The 18,716-nt window shown below is 55.5% G+C and carries 15 protein-coding genes and 2 tRNA genes; 10 read left to right on the top strand and 7 right to left on the bottom strand.

The genetic code is table 11. The annotated features are described in order from the left end of the window. Positions 1 to 208 precede the first annotated feature (208 nt). The gene (locus tag H8B15_RS12155) at positions 209 to 823 is read right to left on the bottom strand and encodes a Uma2 family endonuclease (protein WP_187319961.1); all 615 of its coding nucleotides are present in this window, start codon (positions 821 to 823) and stop codon (positions 209 to 211) included. 178 nt (positions 824 to 1,001) lie between these two features. Here H8B15_RS12155 and H8B15_RS12160 point away from each other — a divergent pair, with 178 nt between their 5' ends. Beyond that, positions 1,002 to 1,601 carry a hypothetical protein gene (locus tag H8B15_RS12160; RefSeq protein WP_187319962.1) on the top strand — a complete coding sequence of 200 codons (600 nt, stop codon included), beginning with the start codon at positions 1,002 to 1,004 and terminating at the stop codon, positions 1,599 to 1,601. A 204-nt stretch (positions 1,602 to 1,805) separates the two neighbouring features. Here H8B15_RS12160 and H8B15_RS12165 read toward each other — a convergent pair whose 3' ends face one another. Both H8B15_RS12165 and H8B15_RS12170 read right to left on the bottom strand, forming a co-directional pair. Then, a complete protein-coding gene (locus tag H8B15_RS12165) occupies positions 1,806 to 4,412 on the bottom strand; it encodes an ATP-dependent Clp protease ATP-binding subunit (protein WP_187319963.1) in 2,607 nt (868 codons plus the stop codon). Between the two features lie 124 nt (positions 4,413 to 4,536). Continuing rightward, the gene (locus tag H8B15_RS12170; RefSeq protein ID WP_187319964.1) at positions 4,537 to 5,187 is read right to left on the bottom strand and encodes a WbqC family protein; all 651 of its coding nucleotides are present in this window, start codon (positions 5,185 to 5,187) and stop codon (positions 4,537 to 4,539) included. 212 nt (positions 5,188 to 5,399) lie between these two features. Between H8B15_RS12170 and H8B15_RS12175 the strand changes: the two genes are divergently transcribed. Beyond that, positions 5,400 to 6,260 (top strand): hypothetical protein, encoded by an 861-nt coding sequence (locus tag H8B15_RS12175; RefSeq protein ID WP_187319965.1) that lies wholly within the window; start codon positions 5,400 to 5,402, stop codon positions 6,258 to 6,260. 3 nt (positions 6,261 to 6,263) lie between these two features. Continuing rightward, positions 6,264 to 7,160, top strand: coding sequence for a lysophospholipid acyltransferase family protein (locus tag H8B15_RS12180; protein WP_246455424.1), 897 nt, complete (start codon positions 6,264 to 6,266; stop codon positions 7,158 to 7,160). A 189-nt stretch (positions 7,161 to 7,349) separates the two neighbouring features. Here the strand turns inward: H8B15_RS12180 and H8B15_RS12185 are convergent, their stop codons facing one another. Then, the gene (locus H8B15_RS12185; protein WP_187319966.1) at positions 7,350 to 7,979 is read right to left on the bottom strand and encodes an L-threonylcarbamoyladenylate synthase; all 630 of its coding nucleotides are present in this window, start codon (positions 7,977 to 7,979) and stop codon (positions 7,350 to 7,352) included. A gap of 303 nt (positions 7,980 to 8,282) precedes the next feature. On the opposite strand from H8B15_RS12185, the gene mltG reads away from it, so the two are divergent. The 5 genes from mltG (at position 8,283) to H8B15_RS12210 (ending at position 11,620) form a co-directional block, all read left to right on the top strand. Continuing rightward, entirely contained in the window at positions 8,283 to 9,374 is a 1,092-nt protein-coding gene (gene mltG / locus H8B15_RS12190) for an endolytic transglycosylase MltG (protein WP_187319967.1), read from the top strand. A gap of 132 nt (positions 9,375 to 9,506) precedes the next feature. Further along, positions 9,507 to 10,001, top strand: a complete 495-nt coding sequence (locus tag H8B15_RS12195) for an acyl-CoA thioesterase (protein WP_187319968.1) — start codon at positions 9,507 to 9,509, stop codon at positions 9,999 to 10,001. Between the two features lie 248 nt (positions 10,002 to 10,249). Beyond that, on the top strand, positions 10,250 to 11,260 hold the full coding sequence (locus tag H8B15_RS12200) for a YihY/virulence factor BrkB family protein (RefSeq protein WP_187319969.1): 1,011 nt from the start codon (positions 10,250 to 10,252) through the stop codon (positions 11,258 to 11,260). Between the two features lie 135 nt (positions 11,261 to 11,395). After that, positions 11,396 to 11,482 (top strand) — tRNA-Ser (locus H8B15_RS12205). A gap of 53 nt (positions 11,483 to 11,535) precedes the next feature. Next, positions 11,536 to 11,620 (top strand) — tRNA-Ser (locus H8B15_RS12210). Positions 11,621 to 11,687: 67 nt separating this feature from the next. On the opposite strand, the gene H8B15_RS12215 is transcribed toward H8B15_RS12210, so the two are convergent. After that, on the bottom strand, positions 11,688 to 12,125 hold the full coding sequence (locus H8B15_RS12215) for a hypothetical protein (RefSeq protein WP_187319970.1): 438 nt from the start codon (positions 12,123 to 12,125) through the stop codon (positions 11,688 to 11,690). Between the two features lie 175 nt (positions 12,126 to 12,300). After that, complete coding sequence (locus tag H8B15_RS12220) at positions 12,301 to 14,934, bottom strand: MGH1-like glycoside hydrolase domain-containing protein (RefSeq protein WP_187319971.1); 2,634 nt, start codon at positions 14,932 to 14,934, stop codon at positions 12,301 to 12,303. A 388-nt stretch (positions 14,935 to 15,322) separates the two neighbouring features. Between H8B15_RS12220 and H8B15_RS12225 the strand changes: the two genes are divergently transcribed. Then, complete coding sequence (locus H8B15_RS12225; protein ID WP_187319972.1) at positions 15,323 to 16,129, top strand: helix-turn-helix domain-containing protein; 807 nt, start codon at positions 15,323 to 15,325, stop codon at positions 16,127 to 16,129. Between the two features lie 229 nt (positions 16,130 to 16,358). Continuing rightward, positions 16,359 to 17,096, top strand: a complete 738-nt coding sequence (locus H8B15_RS12230) for an SDR family oxidoreductase (RefSeq protein WP_187319973.1) — start codon at positions 16,359 to 16,361, stop codon at positions 17,094 to 17,096. A 114-nt stretch (positions 17,097 to 17,210) separates the two neighbouring features. Here the strand turns inward: H8B15_RS12230 and H8B15_RS12235 are convergent, their stop codons facing one another. Further along, a complete protein-coding gene (locus H8B15_RS12235; RefSeq protein ID WP_187319974.1) occupies positions 17,211 to 18,389 on the bottom strand; it encodes an efflux RND transporter periplasmic adaptor subunit in 1,179 nt (392 codons plus the stop codon). Positions 18,390 to 18,716 lie beyond the last annotated feature (327 nt).

Here is an 18,716-nt window from a genome sequence, read left to right on the forward strand (position 1 = left end):
GGGTGAACTTCAAAGGTAAGGCAGGAAACAAAAAAAGCCGCACCAGAATTTGGTGCGGCTAGAAGCTTATCCAAAAGTAACTAACTGTCAAGTGCTTTGAGCTTATGAGACGCCTTGCTACATGGAAACAAAGGGTTAGTGCAAGTACTATTTAGTTGTAAAAAATTATTTTGCGCTCTACTCAGGATAGCGGGTAGGTCTGGCTCTATCAAAGCACAACATCCTCATACAACTCCTGCATAGTCAGTGTTGTATCCAAACCAGGCAGCGCAATAACGTCGCTCATTCGCAGAAACTCCGTCAACGTCCACTGCCCGGTGGCAGTCCGGGAATACAGCTCGGCCCGCAGGCTGCGCGAGTCAATCAGCAGATAGTCCTGCACCGATTCGATGCTGCGGTAGCGCATGAACTTGCCGCTCCGGTCGTAGTCTGCCGTCGAATCGGACAGCACCTCAACGATAAGGATATGATTGGTCAGCAAGTCCATTTTGCCTTCCTGCCGAATCTCTGGTTTCCCGCATACCACCAGACTATCTGGATATAAATAAGTGCCAGTTAGTGGGATATACACGCGCATATCACTACCGAATACTCGACAGCCTCTACCACGTAAACCATTCCCTAAAAGGAAAGTGACGTTGCTGGTCACCGTATTATGCGGCAACGAAGTGCCCGACATTGCCTGCACATCATACATGCCTATCATATCCGGGTGCCCCCAAGGATAGATCTGCCCATCCACAAATTCGTGCTTGAATTCGGAGGCTTCCTCCATCGCTAAGTACTCCTCTTCGGTATAGCGTCGTTTGTGGCGGGTTGTCATAGCTCTAGTGTTTCTTCAACATAGTGAAACTACTAGTTTAATTACTAACGCTATTGCACTGTCAGTCAAAAGTTATTATCTTGAGCTAATAGAATCATAGTTGGTGATTTATACAATTATGTTTCCGTAAAGTTTAAATTTGCACTGATATAATCACAGTATAAATAATTCATGGTGTATGGATATATTTAATATTATCTGTGGATTAGTAACCATAATAAGTCTTGGGGTTACTATTTATTATGGAAGAATAGCATCTATTTTAGAAATGCAAAAGAAAAAGCTTGATTGGTCTGATGTTCAAGCATGTGCGAATGACTTAGGAGATAAAATAAAGCAAGATAATTTTATTCCTGATTTGATATTTACCCCTGGTTTAAGAGCTGCTTCTTTTGTTTCTCTTTTAGAAACAGAGTTTAATAATATAAATATTCCGACATTTGTCGGACTCTCTTTTTGGAAAGCCTCAACTTTTAATTCTTCATTTGTAAGTAACTATGAAAGAATTGAGACTAATAAATGGGAGATTCTTATTCCTGAAGCTATGTTAAGGTTGACAGATAAAAAAATTTTGATTGTCGATGATTTTGCTATGTCAGGAGATTTTATTCTGCTTTTAAAGCAACTTTTAATAGACAAAGGTTATAAAAAAGAATATATTAAAACAGCAACTATAGCTGTTACTAAAGTAGCAAAAGCAAATAAAAAGTGTCCTGATTATTGTTGGATTGAAACTAATGACAATAGTTTTTATTTCCCCTGGGGAAAAGCAAGATAAATAATTTGATGAATTATATTAATGATGTTTTTTTCTTAAATATAAGAATGGATAAGTGATATAATTCAGCTGAATATTGTGAGGTTTGTATATAATAATTATCAATATTTGATATTATGGTGCCTAAATATTGAAGGTTAATAAACAACAAAAATGGCCAGCCCCTTCACAGGAGCCGGCCGTTTTATTTATCTAAGCAACAACTTACTTATCCTTCTTCTTATCCGAAGCGTCGTCCGGGGCCGGGGTTTCCTCCGGGCGTTCGTCGCTTGGCAGATCTGGAGCTTCGTCGCTCTTGCTGATGGAGAAGGTCAACTCATCGGCGCCTTCTTTGTAATCAGCGGTGATAATGTCGCCGTGGGCGATTTGCGCCTTCAGGATTTCTTCCGCAATCGGGTCTTCGATGTACTTCTGGATGGCTCGGTTCAGCGGACGCGCACCGAACTTCGGATCGTAGCCTTTGTCGGCCACGAAGTCCTTGGCGGCTTCGGTTAGCTCTACTCGGTAGCCCAGCGTCTGAATGCGCGACAGCAGCTTCGACAGCGAAATGTCGATGATCTGGTGGATGTCTTTTTTCTCGAGCGAGTTGAAGACAATCACGTCGTCCAAACGGTTGAGGAACTCCGGCGAGAACGTCTTACGCAGAGCATTGGTGATGGTGCCTTTCGTAATCTCGTCCAGGTTTTCCTGGCGGGCTTTCGTGCCAAAGCCGATGCCTACCCCGAAGTCTGCCAGATCACGCGCCCCAATGTTCGAGGTCATGATAATGATGGTGTTCCGGAAGTCTACCTTACGGCCCAGGCCGTCGGTCAAGATACCGTCGTCCAGCACTTGCAGGAGCAGGTTGTACACGTCGGGGTGTGCCTTCTCAATCTCGTCAAGCAGCACTACCGAGTACGGCTTGCGACGGATTTTCTCCGTCAGCTGGCCGCCTTCTTCGTAGCCCACGTAGCCGGGAGGCGCGCCCACCAGGCGCGATACGCTGAATTTCTCCATGTATTCCGACATGTCGATGCGCACCAGCGACTCTTCTTTATCGAAGAGGTAGTTGGCCAGCACCTTCGCCAGTTCGGTCTTACCTACCCCGGTCGGGCCGAGGAACACGAACGAGCCGATGGGCTTCTTCGGATCTTTTAGGCCTACGCGGGTACGCTGGATGGCTTTCACGAGCTGGGCAATAGCCTTATCCTGGCCAATTACCTTACCCTTCAGCTCTTCACCCATGTTCAGCAGCTTGGCGCTTTCGTTCTGAGCCACGCGGGATACGGGGATGCCAGTCATCATGGCGATAACCTCGGCCACGTTCTCCTCCTTCACGGTGTAGCGCTTCTTCTTGGTCTCCTCTTCCCAGTCCTTTTTGGCCTGTTCGAGTTGGTCAATCAGCTTCTTTTCCGTGTCGCGAAGCTTGGCGGCTTCCTCGTATTTCTGCGACTTCACCACGCGGTTTTTCTCGCCTTTGATGTTCTCAATCTGCTCTTCGAGCTTGAGAATATCCTCGGGCACCACAATGTTGTTGATGTGCACGCGGGCACCGGCTTCGTCCAGGATATCAATGGCCTTGTCGGGTAGGAAACGGTCCGACATGTAGCGGTCCGACAGCTTCACGCACTGCTCAATGGCCTTATCGGTGTACACCACGTGGTGGTGGTCCTGATACTTATCTTTGATGTTGTGCAGTATTTCAATGGTCTCCTCAGGCGTGGTGGGGTCCACCATCACCATCTGGAAACGACGAGCCAAAGCACCATCCTTCTCGATGTACTGACGGTACTCGTCGAGGGTAGTGGCACCAATGCATTGAATCTCGCCACGGGCCAAAGCTGGCTTGAACATGTTGCTGGCATCCAGCGAGCCCGAAGCCCCACCGGCACCTACAATCGTGTGCAACTCGTCGATGAACAGAATTACGTCGGGCGACTTTTCCAGCTCGTTCATCACGGCCTTCATACGCTCCTCAAACTGACCGCGGTATTTGGTACCGGCTACCAGCGAAGCCAGATCCAGCGTCACCACGCGCTTGTTGAACAGCACGCGCGACACTTTTTTCTGGATGATGCGCAGGGCCAAGCCCTCAGCAATGGCCGTTTTACCAACGCCGGGCTCACCAATCAGGATCGGGTTGTTCTTCTTGCGGCGCGACAGGATTTGCGCTACGCGCTCAATCTCCTTCTCGCGGCCTACAATCGGGTCGAGCTTGTCTTCCTCGGCCAGCTTGGTCAGGTCGCGGCCGAAGTTGTCGAGCACGGGCGTACGCGACTTCTCGTTGCCTTTCTTGGGGGTAGCCCCGGAGCCACCACGGCCCTGGCCACCGCCAAACAGACGGTCGTTGTCGTCGTCGTCGGCCTCGGGGCCGTTGGTGGGGTTGTTGCTCGCGGCACCGTGATAGTCCAGCGAGTCACGTACAGATTCGTAGTTCACGTTGAATTTGCTGAGAATCTGGGAAGAGATATTGTCCTCATCGCGCAAGATCGACAGGAGCAAGTGCTCGGTGCCGATAATCTCACTTTTGAAGATTTTCGCCTCCAGATAGGTGATTTTAAGGACTTTTTCAGTCTGTTTCGTCAGCGGGATAGAGCCGGTGATGCTCGTGCCCTGCGTAGCCGTATTACGGGTAGCTTGTTCCAGGGCATACTTTAGCTCCTCCACCGAGACGCCCAATTTCTTGAGCAGCCCAATGGCGGTGCCTTCCCCTTCGCGAATCATGCCCAGCAATAAATGTTCGGTACCGATATAGTCGTGACCGAGCCGGATGGCTTCTTCCCGGCTCAAAGAAATTACCTCCTTGACTCGGTTTGAGAATTTAGCTTCCATGCAGATAAGTAATAAAGAAAAACGGAACCCCGCAAGCCCAGGAGTAAGATCAGGGCACGGATTAGGCCGATTGTACCTGAAAACAGATAAGGTCGGGCGAAGGTTCTACTAGCCGTAATTGGCCTTACGTAAGAAAGGCTCCGGCGGACGGACCTTGCATAAACAACAGGTCCAGGATACTTAGATTGGGTACAAATTGCACGCCAAAGGTCTGGGGGTAAACACGGCCCGACGTCCTGTCAGGTTCATCTGCCACAGCGGTCTTGGGCGTCAGCCAGTCGCGGCGGTCAACTAGTGGTGAGATGGTGAGATGGTGAGATGGTGAGCTTTCTGATGAGGGGTAGGAAGGAAGATACGAATGGGTGAATTCTACGTGAGGGCGCAGGCGCAGGCAGCGCAGGTAGAAGCGCAGCAGTTGGGTATTCAGGTCGAACAGCAGGGTAGGGCGCTGATAGTAAATGTCGTGCAGATAATCAGCGTAATACTCAAAATACGGGGTGCCACCGTAGGCGGTTTGCAGGGTGCGCCAGTGCTGGTGTACCCAGTTCTGCCGATAGTCGATTTCAATGGCGGAAGTGGCGATTTTCTCACTCCGGTTGCCGTCTACCACGGGCACGGTCAGCGGCTTCACACCTTGGGCCGTCAGGATCAGGCAGCGGTTGCGGTAGGTTTGCTTGCGGTAGTGGTCGTGGGCTTCCAGTAGCAAGGTATCCTGCCCGAGCAGCTCAGTGAAGAATGCAATGGGCGGATTGTACTGCGACTCGAAAAGGACCACGGGGAAGGAGTTAGTTGTTAGTCTGGCACGTCATTTCGAACGCAGTGAGAAATCTCGCGTGCTGATGTGAGATACTATCTATCGTCAGCACGCAAGATTTCTCACTGCGTTCGAAATGACGTACTAAATCTTAGGCACAAAGCCTCTCGGTTTTCTTGTTCAACAATTCAACCAGTCCCGAACCCGCTACCTTTACCCGCCAAACTGACACGATGCGACTTCTCCTCAGCTTCTTTTTTGCCCTTTTGGCGGCCACTGTGCAGGCCGCTGCGCCCCAACTGCTACTCGATGTAGCTCACTTTCGCAATGAGGATAGGGTAGTGAAAGGTTCTGTGGTGGAGCTGTACGCCACCGTGCCTGGCACTGGCCTCACCTACCTGCGCCGGGCACCCAAAACGTTTCAAGCGGCGGCCGTGCTCACGCTAGAAATCCTGAAAGCCGACGGCCAGCCGGCCTACCAGGAAACCGTGACGCTGAAGCCGCCCGTGCTCAGCGACACCACCGCGGCCATCAAAAACCCGGTCAGCTTCCAGAAACGCGTGGCCCTACCCGATGGCCAGTACACGGTGCGCGCCCGCCTGCGCGACCAATACAAAGCCGGAAGTGAAACTACGGTGGACCGTTTGCTTACGCTGCAAACAAAGGACAAAGAAGCTTTTCTAAGTGACATTGTGCTGCTAGCGCGACCAGCAGCGAAATCAAGCGCGCAGGATAATTTTGCGCGGGGCGGGTTGCGGTTGTCGCGGGCACCGGGCGGATATTACGGGCGCGGCACGGCGCAGATTTTTTTCTACGCCGAACTATACCAAGCGCCCGCCGGGCAGCCCCTTAATGTGCGCTACCGCATCGCCTCCGATGAAGGTGGCGCCGCTGAAGCCGAAACCACGCTCGACCAGGCAGCTCAGGGCAAGCCTACCACTATTGTGGGCGAATTGCCATTAGGGCCGCTTCCCAGTGGCCAATACATCTTTACAATCGAAATTCGCAACGCGAAAAACCAGCTGCTTACCACGCAAAGCACCGTGCTAACGCGCTATATGGAAGATTACGCGCCCGCTGGCGCCACCAATTAACACATGTCTCCTTCTACCCTCGCCAAACCCTACCCCTGGTACCTGCGCCCTATTAACTGGTTACTGGTTGGGCTGTCCCGGCTGCCGCTGTCGGTGCTGTATTTCCTGGCCGATGGCATCTATCTGCTGCTGGCTTATGGAGTGCGCTACCGCTGGCGCGTTATCACGGAGAATATTCGTAACTCGTTTCCCGAGAAAACGGAGGCGGAGGTAGCCGCTACTGGCCGGGCTTTCTATCGGCACTTTGCTCAGGTGATAGTAGAAATTCTGAAGCTGCGCACTATTTCGGCGGCAGAACTGGGTAAGCGGGTGCGCTTCACCAATCCGGAGTTGATTGAGCCGCTGTTTGAGGCTGGGCGCACTGTCCTCACGTTAGGCTCGCACGCAGGCAACTGGGAGTGGATTTTGTCGGGCGCGGCGGTGCGGTTTCCGGGTAGAGCCGATGGGGTGTATAAGCCACTCAGTAGTCCGTTTTTTGAGAGCTTCATGTATGAGTTGCGCACCCGCAGTGGCGCGGTGCTGGTGCCCATGCGCAACACCCTGCGCTACCTACTGACTACCCGCGGCGAGGGCCGCTCCCTCAGCCTGCTCACCGACCAGGCCGCCGGCCCCCGCGACAGTCCCTACTGGACCACCTTCCTACACCAAGATACCAGCTTCTACACCAGCGCCGACCGCCTAGCTCCGCAGTTGCAAGCGCCAGTATTCTATGTCAGCATTCAGCGCGTGCGGCGCGGCTACTATGATATCACCATCACGCTGCTCTACGATGGCTACGCACCCATCGAGAAAGGTGCCTATCCCATTGCCGAGGCGTTTGCGCGCCTATTGGAGCGCGATATTCAGGCCGCGCCCGCACAGTACCTCTGGTCGCATCGCCGCTGGAAGCACAAGCGGTGAGATAGTGAAGTGGTGAGTTTGTGAAGTTGTGAATAAAAAGCGTCTGTCATCCTGAGCTTGCGAAGGACCTTCTCACGTGTGAACGACAAGCTTATCAACGACTTGTGCTAACGTGAGGAGGTCCTTCGCAAGCTCAGGATGACAGCCACATTTTCATTCACAACTTCACAAACTCACCACTTCACTATTCTACAAGTACTGTTCAATATCTCCCGCGCCCTGGCGGATGATATCGAAGTCCTCGTTTGTGCAGTCGACGACGGTACTAGCGACGTTGTTGCCGAAGCCACCGTCAATCACGAGGTCTACCAACGAGCGATATTTCTCGAACAGCAGGTCGGGGTCGGTGGTGTATTCCAGCAACTCGTCGTCGTCGCGGATGGAAGTGGACACGATGGGATTGCCCAACTCGCGCACCAGGCTGGTGCAAATCTGGTTGTCGGGCACGCGGATACCCACGGTTTTGCGCTTCACGCCACCGTAGCGCGGAGCCTGCGGGCTGGCCTCAAAAATAAAGGTGAACGGGCCGGGTAGGGCTTTCTTCAGCACCTTATACATAGGTGTGGTGATGCCATGGGCATAGTCGGTGATGTGCGACAAATCGGCACAGATGAACGACAGGTTCGCTTTATCGGGATGAATGCCTTTGATGCGGCAGAGTTTTTCTACGGCTTTTGCGTTGTGAATGTCGCAGCCCAAACCATAAATGGTATCCGTAGGATAAATAATGACTCCACCCTTGCGCAGCACTTCTACGGCTTGCAGCAGACGGTTTTGGGGCGGATTATCAGGGTGAATGCGAAGCAACGTAGCAGCCATAGGAAAGCAGAAGGATTGAGTGGAAACTGATGCTACCACCAAGCGATGGGGTAGGGAAAAGATAGCAGATAAAGCGAAAAAATAGCCTTATCTGCCTGTTATATCGGCCGCAGCGGGCCGAAATGTATCCTCTTAATACACGGTAGCCGGCCTGAAAGTTTTGCGGGCTTGCTACCCACCGCCGGAAGTTAGCGCGATAGAACTCGTACTTTTGGCCTTCGGATAATCCCGGTAGGGCCTTTTGGGTGGCCGTAGCGTAGGATTGTCGGCCAGTATCTTCTTCCTCAACTCGCTACCTGCCGTATGGCTACCCCTTCTCAACCTACCCCCAACATCATAGAGCGCCGCGATAAGGCCCTGAAGCGTCGCAAACGTATTGGCACCGTGGTGGCGCTGGCAGGCGTGCTGTTCGTGAGCTTCTCCTACTATTTCTACCAGGTTTTTTATACCGCCAACGTGGACACCAACGGCCGGCCTACCTACGTGCTCATCCGCCGCGGCGAACCATATAAGGCTGTGCTGGACAGCATTTATGCCACTGGCGCTATTGTAGACAAGCTCTCGTTTGCATTCGTAGCCAAGTTGATGAAGTATCCTGAACTGGTGAAACCCGGCCGCTATGAGCTGAAAGATGGCTACACCAACCGCCAGCTAGTGTCGGACCTACGCGCTGGGCGGCAGTCGCCCCTCAAGCTCACGTTTCAGAATATCCGGCTGCGCGAGGATCTGGCGCGCAAGCTCAGCCACACCATCGACAGCCGGCCGGGGCAGTTCGATTCGTTGCTGAGCAGCCCTAGCTATACCAAAAGCCTGGGCTTCGATACCACGACCATTCTCACCATGTTTATCCCGAACACCTACGAGCTGTACTGGAACTCCTCGGCCGACAACCTCATGCAGCGCATGAAGAAGGAATATGAGAAGTTCTGGACGCCCGCTCGCGACGCCAAGCGCCAGAAGCTGGGCCTCACGCGCGCCCAGGTGAGCACGCTGGCCAGCATTGTGGAGGCCGAGCAGCAGCAGCACCCCGACGAGCGCCCTCGCGTGGCCGGCGTCTACCTCAACCGCCTCCAGCGCGGCATGAAGCTGCAAGCCGACCCCACCGTGGTGTACGCCAACGGCGACTTCGGCATCAAGCGCGTACTGAACGTGCATTTGCAAAAGGATTCGCCCTACAACACGTACAAGTACAACGGCCTACCCCCCGGCCCCATCAATCTGCCCAGCATTGCCAGCATCGACGCCGTGCTGAACCCTGAGGACCATAACTACCTCTATTTCTGCGCCAAGGAAGACTTCAGCGGTTACCACGCATTTGCTACTAACGAGGCCGCGCACTTAGTAAACGCTCGCCGCTACCAGGCCGCGTTGACGAGGAGTGGAATTATAAAATAAAATTAGCCCGTCATGCTGAGCTCGTCGAAGCATCTCGCATGCTGATGTGAGATAGAAATCCAACGTCAGCACGCGAGATGCTTCGACAAGCTCAGCATGACGTTCTGTTTTAACCATTTAGCCATTCAACCCATGTACCAATCCGATACCCACATTCGCGTGCGCTACGCCGAGACGGACCAGATGGGCTACGTTTACCACGGCAACTACGCGGCGTATTTTGAGGTAGCGCGCACTGAGGCGTTCCGGCAGTTGGGCATTAGCTACAAGACCATGGAAGCCGAGGGGGTAGGGATGCCCGTGGGCGAGCTGCGTACCCGCTTCCGTCGCCCCGCCCGCTACGACGACCTCCTGACCGTGCGCATGCTACTGCGCCAGCCCGCCGAGGGCACGCGCATTTTGTTTGAGTACGAAATCTACAACGAGGCGCAGGAGCTGCTCACCGAAGGCCACACGCTTATGGTATTCGTGAATATGAGCACCGGCCGGCCGGTACCCATTCCGGCGGCTATTCAGCAAAAATTGCTGCCCTACTTCACTGAGGAAGAGACGGCCGGCCCGCTCACGCCACCCAAAACGCCCGCCTCGGAAGCGCCCGCCCCAGCCGCTTTCCTGAAAAAGGAGTAGAAGGAGGGTAGGGGCTGGGCGGAGGCGGAATCTGTTCGGCTCGTATAGAGTTATGGACAATGAAGCAATTATAGACCGTCATGCTGAGCGCAGCGGAGCGAAGTCGAAGCATCTCGCGTGCAACGGTAATCCTAATCGTTAGAAAATTACCGGAAGCACGCGAGATGCTTCGACTCCGCTCCGCTGCGCTCAGCATGACGGTTTGAACCGCCGCAAACTCACTACTCACCATTTCACCATCTCACCGCATGCGTCTACCCGTCCGTCGATACCACCTCTCCGACATCCGTCAGCGCCGCAGCTACCGCCGCCTGATGGTGTGGCTGAAGCGCCTGCGCTTCGCGGGAGGTAGGGCGTCGGTGTACGATGTGATGGACCGCATGATTCAGGAGTCGAAGCTGGACAGCATCACCAAGCGCGCCAGCTACATGGCATTCAACCTGACCATTGCCATTTTCCCCACCATCATCTTCCTGTTCACGTTGATACCGTACATCCCGGTGCCTAACCTGAACGTGGATATTCTGCAATTCATCGGCGACCTGATGCCTAAGGAGATGTACGCCGCCACGGCCAGCACCATCAACGACATCATCACGATTCAGCACGGTGGCTTGCTGTCGTTCGGCTTTGCTACTGCGTTGGTGCTCAGCTCTAACGGCATCATGGCCCTGCTCGACGCGTTCGAGAAAAAGTACCCGTCGTTTAAGCGGCGTACCTACGTGCGCAAGCGCGTCATTGCCACGTTGCTGACGGTGGTACTGTCGGTGCTGCTGCTGGTGGCTATTGTGGGTATTTTCTTCGGTACCTATATCATCGACTGGCTGGTGTTCAACGAGGTAGTATCCGAAGCCTTTACAGGTCAGTTGATTACCATTGTGAAATATGGTTCCGTTACGGGGCTTTCGCTGATGATAACCTGCCTGATCTACTACTATGTGCCGCCCGTGCACAACAAGTGGCCCTTCGTATCGGCGGGGGCGGTAGTGGCCACGGTGCTGATCTTTATCGTGTCGTTTTTGTTTATCCTCTACGTCAAGATCTTCGACAGCTACAACCATTTCTATGGCTCTATCGGCACGCTCATCGGCCTCATGGTGTGGCTGGATTTCGTGTGTATGACGTTGATTTTGGGCTTTGAAGTGAACGTGAGCATTGATGCCGTAACCGGGCGCCTGCGACACGGCAAGGAAGCCACCCCGTCCCGCCATCGACTGCCTATACCCGGCCGGTCAGGTAAGGTAGTAGCGGCGGGTTAAATTATTCAGCCTCAAGAAAGAACAGTAAAGACAATCAACTTCGTAGAAAAAAGATTAAAAAAAACGCTCGTAGAGTTTGCGTACCCTGCCTCGGCCTGCTACTTTTGTCGACCCAAACCCACTCGTTTGGACCCTAGAGAGGTGGCAGAGTGGTCGAATGCGACGGATTCGAAATCCGTTATACCTGCAAGGGTATCGGGGGTTCGAATCCCCCCCTCTCTGCAAAGGCCTTTCATTGCTGCGGAAAGCGTCTTTTTTATAGCAGCACATAGTTTAGAGGAGTGGCAGAGTGGTCGATTGCGGCGGTCTTGAAAACCGTTGAGGGTTAAACCTCCGGGGGTTCGAATCCCTCCTCCTCTGCATAAAAGCCCCGTTTCCAGCTTGGAAACGGGGCTTTTGCGTTGCAGAGCTATATGTACGCTTTACGTTATGACAGCAGCCGGGCTTGATGGGCAATGCTGATCAGCTTAGGGGCATTCTTGAGGGTAGCCAACACCAGTTCTTTGGTAGCTTGCTTTACCTCGTCTTTACTGATGTCGTGAGCTTCTTCCCGCACAAGGTTGGTAATGATCTGGAAGGAGTTGGTGAGCACGCGTCGGCGGGGGCGTTCCGCTTTCAGCTCAGTGAAAGCCACGGCCATATGTGCCTGAATTTTCTTGCGACGTGCATGAAACACCGATTCTTGCTCCACTTGCGGCTGAATGGCTTGGAGCAGCGTCACCAGCGGAACGAGCTTAGTAGCAGTAGCACCCACGGCCCGGTATAGGCGGCGAGGTGGCTTGTTCTGGGGTATACCGCTCGGCTCGGCGGGTGATAAGGTAGGGGGCGCTGGGTACTCGGGAGGTAGGAAATCAGGGGACGCCATTGGATAGGAGGGTATAATTTGTAGAAATCGAATATAGCACCACTCGTGCAGAATAGATACAAGCGTATGCACAACAAAATAGGTTGCTGTCTACTACACAACGTGTACCAGGACAAGCGCTAATAGAAAGTCCCCGTTTCTAGGTAAGAAACGGGGACTCTAGTGGGGGGCTTACTTAAAAAGTAGTACCTGCCCTGGGCATGCTCAGCAGCTTGGCTATCAGGCCGGTCCAGCCGGTTTGGTGGGTGGTGCCTAGGCCGTGGCCGTCGTCGCCGTGGAAATACTCGTGGAAGAGTAGGTAGTCTTTAAAGTGCGGATCGGTTTGCAACAGTTCATCTTTGCCGAAGGCGGGGCGCCTACCCTGCGCGTCTTTGCGGAGCAGGCTGGTGAGGCGGTCGGAGAGGGCCAGGGCCACATCGCGCAATGTGTGCTCCTGTCCCGAGCCGGTGGGGTACTCAATGGTAAACGAGTCGCCGTAGTAAGCGTAGAAACGCTGCAACGACTCGATAATCAAGAAGTTAATGGGAAACCAGATGGGGCCGCGCCAGTTGCTGTTGCCCCCAAACATGCTGGACTCGGCCTCGCCGGGAATGTAGCTCACCTCAAAATCGTCTTCTTCGGTGCTGAACACATACGGGTGCTCCAGGTGGTAGCGTGATAGCGCCCGAACGCCGTGGGGCGCCAGAAACTCGGTTTCGTCCAGCATACGACGCAAGACGTGGCCCAGCCGCTCGCGCCGCAGCAACGACAGCTTATGCCGCGCGCCCCTACCCGGCTCCTGCCACCGCGACACCAGCTTGGCCAAGTGCGGCCGGTTTTCGAGCAGCCAGATGGCGCGGGTGGTGAACTCGGGCACGGTGTCGAGCAGCTCCTGGTCGATGACCTCCACGGCGAACAGCGGAATCAGACCCACAATGGAGCGCACCTTCAGGATGGTACGCTCGTCGTCGGGGGTACGCAGCACGTCGTAGTAGAACTGGTCGTCGTCGTCCCAGAGGTCGAAGCGGCCGTCGCCGCCGCGGGTCATGGCGTCGGCAATGTAGAGGAAGTGCTCGAAGAACTTGCCCGCAATTTCCTGGTACACGGCGTTGGTGCCGGCCAGCTCCAGGGCCATGCGCATCAGGTTGAGGGCAAACATGGCCATCCAGCTGGTGCCGTCGCTCTGCTCGATGTGGCCGCCGGTGGGGAGGGGGGCAGAGCGGTCGAACACCCCAATGTTGTCGAGCCCCAGAAAGCCGCCCTCGAAGATGTTCCGCTCGCTTTTGTCCTTGCGGTTCACCCACCACGTGAAGTTCAGCGTGAGCTTATGAAACACGGCCTCCAGAAATTGCAGGTCGCCGTGGCCGCGCAGCTTTTTGTCCATCTGATATACGCGCCAGGTGGCCCAGGCATGCACCGGCGGGTTCACGTCGGAGAGGTTCCACTCGTAGGCCGGCAACTGTCCATTGGGATGCATGTACCAGTCCTTGGTAAACAGGCGCAACTGCTGCTTGGCAAACTCTGCATCGACCATGGCCAGCGGAATGCAGTGGAAAGCCGAGTCCCAGGCCGCGTACCAAGGGTACTCCCACTTGTCGGGCATGGAGATAATGTCGGCGTTGTAGAGGTGGCGCCAGTTGGCGTTGCGGCCCTTGCGGCGACGGATAGACGACTTTGGCCCGTTCGGCTCCCCGTCGAGCCACTTCGTGACGTCGTAATAATAGAACTGCTTGCTCCACAGCATCCCAGCAAAGGCCTGCCGCTGAATGTTGCGCGCATCGGGGTCGGTTACACCTTCCTGCACGCAGTCGTAAAACTCGTCGGCCTCTTGCTGGCGCTGGGCAAACACGGCGTCGAACTCCGCAAACGGCGCCTCGTGAGCAGGCTGGCTGAGACGCACGCGGATAGTCTGGGAAGCCCCGGCCTCTAGGCTGAGGCGGTAGTGGGCGGCGGCCTTGGTGCCTACCCTAGCCGGATTAACGGCGCTAGGGTCGCCCTCCACCACGTAGTCGTTGATGCCGTCTTTGAAATAGCGCGTCTGCCGGGGCGGCTCTTGCAGGCGGATGTAGTTGGTGTCGTTGTCGCAGAACAGCAGGTCGGGCGCCTGGTCGCAGTAGAAGTGGTAGCGGCCCAGCGCCTCGTGGTCGGCCTGCACGATGCCGGGGGCGGGGGTGCGCATCTGGGGGCGGGTAGGGTTGCCCTCGCCCCAGGCCCAGGTGTTGCGAAACCACAGCTGCGGCAGCACGTGCAAGCGCGCTTTGCGCGGTCCGCGGTTGTGGATGGTGAGCTGAATCAGCAGATCATCCGGTCCGGCCTTAGCGTATTCCATGAACACGTCGAAATAGCGGCCGTCGTCAAAAATGCCCGTGTCGAGCAGCTCGTACTCAGGCTGCTTGCGGGTGCGGCGCTTGTTTTTGCGCAGCAGCTTCTGGTACGGAAACGTGCGTTGCGGATACTTGTAGAGCATCCGCATGTAGGAGTGGGTAGGGGTGCTGTCGAGGTAGTAGTACAGCTCCTTCACGTCCTCGCCGTGGTTGCCCTCACCGTTGGTGAGGCCAAACAGGCGCTCCTTCAGAATTTCGTCGTTTTCGTTCCACAGGCCCACGCCAAAGCACAGGTGCTGCTGGTCGTCGGAGATGCCGCCGAGGCCCTCCTCGCCCCAGCGGTAGGCGTAGCTGCGGGCCATATCGTGGGTGATGTAGTCCCAGGCGTTGCCGTCGGGGCTGTAGTCTTCGCGCACCGTACCCCATTGGCGCTCAGTGAGGTAGGGGCCAAATTTCTTCCACGGAATCGTGGCGGATTCGGCCAGGCGTTGTTGTTCGGACGTCATGTAGAGAAAGCTCGTAGAACGGAACGGAGGGCACAGGCCTTCCGGTTAGGTTGTCTACCGTTACTGTCAGGAAGGATTGAGGTTGCGAGGATAAGGAAAATCAACGCGAGAATTTACGTTGAGCAGGCCCGTGCTGAAGCCGCAGCGGGCGGCAGGGGGTGAGAGGATAAGTTGGCTTGCCCGGCTGATTCGGAAAGACACGGGAGGGTACAACCAAAGCAAAAGTATAACCGCAGGGCGTTGTCGGCCGCCGGCGTGGACCGCTGAGCAAAGTAACTTTGGCCTTTTAAACAAAGCGCTACCGCTCTGAGTGGCCTACTTTTGCCTTATCAAGCGACGCTTCCAATCAGGGTAGGTTATTTCACCGCTATCCAACCGCAGCTTCTTTATGAACGACAAGCAGATGAATCGTCATGCCGACCTGTTGGCGGTCTGTTATGGTGACCAGCGTTACGGAGGAGAAAAAACTTTCGAAGAGAATGTGTTGGTCAGTGTACTGGCCGGCGAATTGAAGGTAGTGCAGGCGGCGCGCACGCTCCACTGCGGCGCAGGCGATACGGTGCTGTTGCCCCGCAACCAGCCGGCCATTCTGCTCAAATATCCGAAAGATGGTACCGCGTATCGCGCCGTGGTTCTGAAGCTGCCCACAACGCTGGTGCAGGCATACTATCAGCAGCACAGCCCAGCGCCTACCCGGCCGGCCGCCGCCAACGTGCTGCTTTTTCCAAAAAATCCTCTTTTGCAGAGCCTCTTCGCCTCTTTGCTGCCCTATCTGGAGCTGGAGCACCGCTTGCCGGACAAGCTGCTCGGCATGAAAATCACAGAAGTGCTGGAGATACTGCGCGGCCTTGATAAGCAGAGCGACGAAGTACTGGCCGATTTTGGCGAGCCGGGCAAGCTGAATCTGGTGGAGTTTATGGAGGCGAACTACATGTTTAATATGCCCTTAGCCAGGTTCAGCTATCTGACCGGCCGCAGCCTCACCACTTTCAAGCGAGATTTCAAAAAGGCATTTCAGCTGAGTCCCCAGCGCTGGCTCACGCAGAAACGCTTGACGCTGGCGCATTATCAGCTGGCGGAGCAGAGAAAGAAACCGGTGGAGCTGTACCTGGAAGTAGGATTTGAAAATCTGGCGCACTTCTCTTACGCTTTCAAAAAGCAGTTTGGCTACTCCCCAACTGCTCTTGTCAGGTAGCCAATGAAGCTACCGCCAGGGCTCTGCCCTGCACCGCCAGCTGGCAGTGGTGGCACTCCCCACAGCTACGCGGACAGGTAGTGGTCAACTGAATTCTGTAGTTCTTTCATGTTTCTTCTAAACAGGCAAATGCCTGATCGGCACGGCTATGCCCGTGCGTGAGCCGTCTGGCCGCAGGGGGTTGCTGGTTTTTTTCTCACCAATCTTACTTCACCTTACCTAATTCATCATGAAGTCAGCATTAGTAACGGGCGCAAACAAAGGCATTGGCCTGGAAGTAGCCAAGCTGCTCGCCCAACACGGGTTCTTCGTATATCTCGGCAGCCGTAACGTGGCAAGTGGAGCAGCGGCCGTACAGCAGCTCAACGCCCTGGGTCTCACACACCTCGAAGCTGTGCAGCTGGATGTCACCAGTCCCGGTTCCATCCGGGCGGCCCGGACAACCATTGGCGAAAAAACGCCGGTTCTGGACGTACTGGTCAACAACGCCGGTATTTCTGGGGGCATGTCGCAGTCGGCCCAACATGCCACGCTGGCGCAGTTTCGGGACGTATTCGAAACCAACGTGTTCGGCGTGGCTGGGGTCACACAGGCGTTTCTCGATTTGCTGTCGGCCGCGCCGCAGCCGCGCATTGTCAACGTCAGTTCCGCCATGGCCTCCCTGACGCTGTACGCCGACTTTGATAACGAGAATTTTGCCTACCGTTTTCCGGTGTATCAGGCCTCGAAAACGGCCTTGAATATGTATACCCTTAACCTGGCTTACGAGCTGCGCGACACACCTTTCAAAATCAACGCAGTATGCCCAGGCTATACCCAGACTGATTTCACGGGACACCAGGGAACCAGCACGGTAGCAGAAGCCGGGCAGCGGATAGTGAAGTACGCATTGCTTGATTCGGATGGCCCTACCGGAAAATATTTCAGCGAGGAATATTTTCCCGCACCCGCAACTTGTCCGTGGTAAGCGAAAGATGAATTGTCATTATACATTGGCACACACTGAATTTCGGCTCGACGTAGCTCTGCGCAAAATTTCAGCTGAGCAGCTGCATACCGATGTATAACGACAGTTCAACGGCTACTCGTCGCCCTGGCCTTTGGTCAGCTCGGCTTGCAGGAAGTAGGCGCCGCGACGCACCAGTTGGGTGGTGTCGCGCACCTGGTCTAGCAGCGTGACGGCCACGGCGCCGTGCTGGGGCTGGCCCGCCCGCAGCTGCACCCGCCGGAAAGTGCTGCCCGCGCTGTCGGTGGCTGTGCGCACGAAGGCGTAGCTCACCTCCCCATCCTGAATAATGGCGTCTTCGGGTAGGGTGCGCTGGCGGCGCCCGCCCGTCTGGATGCGCGCCGACACGTATTGGCCGGGCAGCAGGTCGTCGCGCTCGGGCTCCAGGTGGGCGTGCACGCTCACGGTACGGTCGTTGTCGTCGAAGGCCTTACCTACCAGAAAGATGCGGGCCGTCATGTTGTCGGGCGAGCTGCTGTTGGGGATGTTGAACAGGATGCGCTGGCCCACCTTCACGCGGGCAATGTCCTTCTCAAACACCTTCAATTCTAGGTGCAAATCGGAGCGGTCTACTACTTCCACCAGCACGTCCTGCGGCCCCACGTACTGGCCAGGGTTGATGTTCACGGCGCGCACAAACCCACCCACCGGGGCCGTAAGCGGCACGGTAGGCGCAATGTAGCCGCCATCCAACCGCGCCACCGACAGGCCCAACATCCGCACCTGGGCGGCCAACGCACGCAGGGCAGCCTGCTCGGTCTGGTAGTCGGCCTGGGCTTGTTGAAGCTTGCGCTTGGCGCCTACGTCCTCGGCATCGAGTATTTGCTGGCGGTCCAGCTCCTGCTGCAAAAAGCGCAGGCGGGCACGGCTTTGCAGGTAGTTCTGTTGCAGTTGCAGGTAGTCGGGGTGGCGCAGCACGGCCACCGTGCCGCCGCGCTTGATAAACTCGCCCGGCAGCACGTTTACCTTCTGCACGTACCCGCCCATCACTGCCGAAATAGACGCCATATTCTGGGGCGGCACGTCGATGAGGCCATTGGCCGGCACATCGGTGGTCATTTCTTGGTGGTCGAAGGTGCCAATCTCGATGCCCGCAGCCTGCGTTTGGGTAGGGCTGAGAGTCAGTTGATTAGGCGCAACAGGCTTTTCTGTGGCCGCAGCCGCGGCGTGAGCTTCTTTGGTTTCCTGAGGGGTAGAGTTGCAGGCTGCTGTGAGGCAGGCGCATAGCAGGAGGAGCAGGCGGAAGGACCTCACCCCCCGGCCCCCTCTCCTCGGGGAGAGGGGGAGCCACAGCAGCGCATACGCATGCCAGGCGGTAGAAAATCGTTCGGCTCCTCTTCTCCCCGAGGAGAAGGGGCCAGAGGGTGAGGATACAGGCGGTGCATTAAACAGCGAGAAAAGCATATAGCGAAGTCGTTGAAATCAAAAAGGAAATCTGTTTAGGCCGTACGCCCTCGCTCGGCTGTGCCGAGTGAGGACTATGCTCCAGCAGCTTTGCTGCGTGCGTCTGCTCCATCTGCGCCACGCACGCAGCTTCGTACAAGCGGTGCAGACGGATTCGGGGCAGAGCCCCTCAAGCAT

The sequence above is a fragment of the Hymenobacter citatus genome, from assembly GCF_014333615.1.
Lineage (GTDB): Bacteria > Bacteroidota > Bacteroidia > Cytophagales > Hymenobacteraceae > Hymenobacter > Hymenobacter citatus.

Excerpts from the sequence above, each read along its gene's own strand:
- H8B15_RS12155 (WP_187319961.1), bottom strand. The coding sequence starts at position 823 with ATGACAACCCGCCACAAACGACGCTATACCGAAGAGGAGTACTTAGCG.
- H8B15_RS12160 (WP_187319962.1), top strand. The coding sequence starts at position 1,002 with ATGGATATATTTAATATTATCTGTGGATTAGTAACCATAATAAGTCTT.
- H8B15_RS12165 (WP_187319963.1), bottom strand. The coding sequence starts at position 4,412 with ATGGAAGCTAAATTCTCAAACCGAGTCAAGGAGGTAATTTCTTTGAGC.
- H8B15_RS12175 (WP_187319965.1), top strand. The coding sequence starts at position 5,400 with ATGCGACTTCTCCTCAGCTTCTTTTTTGCCCTTTTGGCGGCCACTGTG.
- H8B15_RS12180 (WP_246455424.1), top strand. The coding sequence starts at position 6,264 with ATGTCTCCTTCTACCCTCGCCAAACCCTACCCCTGGTACCTGCGCCCT.
- H8B15_RS12185 (WP_187319966.1), bottom strand. The coding sequence starts at position 7,979 with ATGGCTGCTACGTTGCTTCGCATTCACCCTGATAATCCGCCCCAAAAC.
- mltG (WP_187319967.1), top strand. The coding sequence starts at position 8,283 with ATGGCTACCCCTTCTCAACCTACCCCCAACATCATAGAGCGCCGCGAT.
- H8B15_RS12195 (WP_187319968.1), top strand. The coding sequence starts at position 9,507 with ATGTACCAATCCGATACCCACATTCGCGTGCGCTACGCCGAGACGGAC.
- H8B15_RS12200 (WP_187319969.1), top strand. The coding sequence starts at position 10,250 with ATGCGTCTACCCGTCCGTCGATACCACCTCTCCGACATCCGTCAGCGC.
- H8B15_RS12215 (WP_187319970.1), bottom strand. The coding sequence starts at position 12,125 with ATGGCGTCCCCTGATTTCCTACCTCCCGAGTACCCAGCGCCCCCTACC.
- H8B15_RS12220 (WP_187319971.1), bottom strand. The coding sequence starts at position 14,934 with ATGACGTCCGAACAACAACGCCTGGCCGAATCCGCCACGATTCCGTGG.
- H8B15_RS12225 (WP_187319972.1), top strand. The coding sequence starts at position 15,323 with ATGAACGACAAGCAGATGAATCGTCATGCCGACCTGTTGGCGGTCTGT.
- H8B15_RS12230 (WP_187319973.1), top strand. The coding sequence starts at position 16,359 with ATGAAGTCAGCATTAGTAACGGGCGCAAACAAAGGCATTGGCCTGGAA.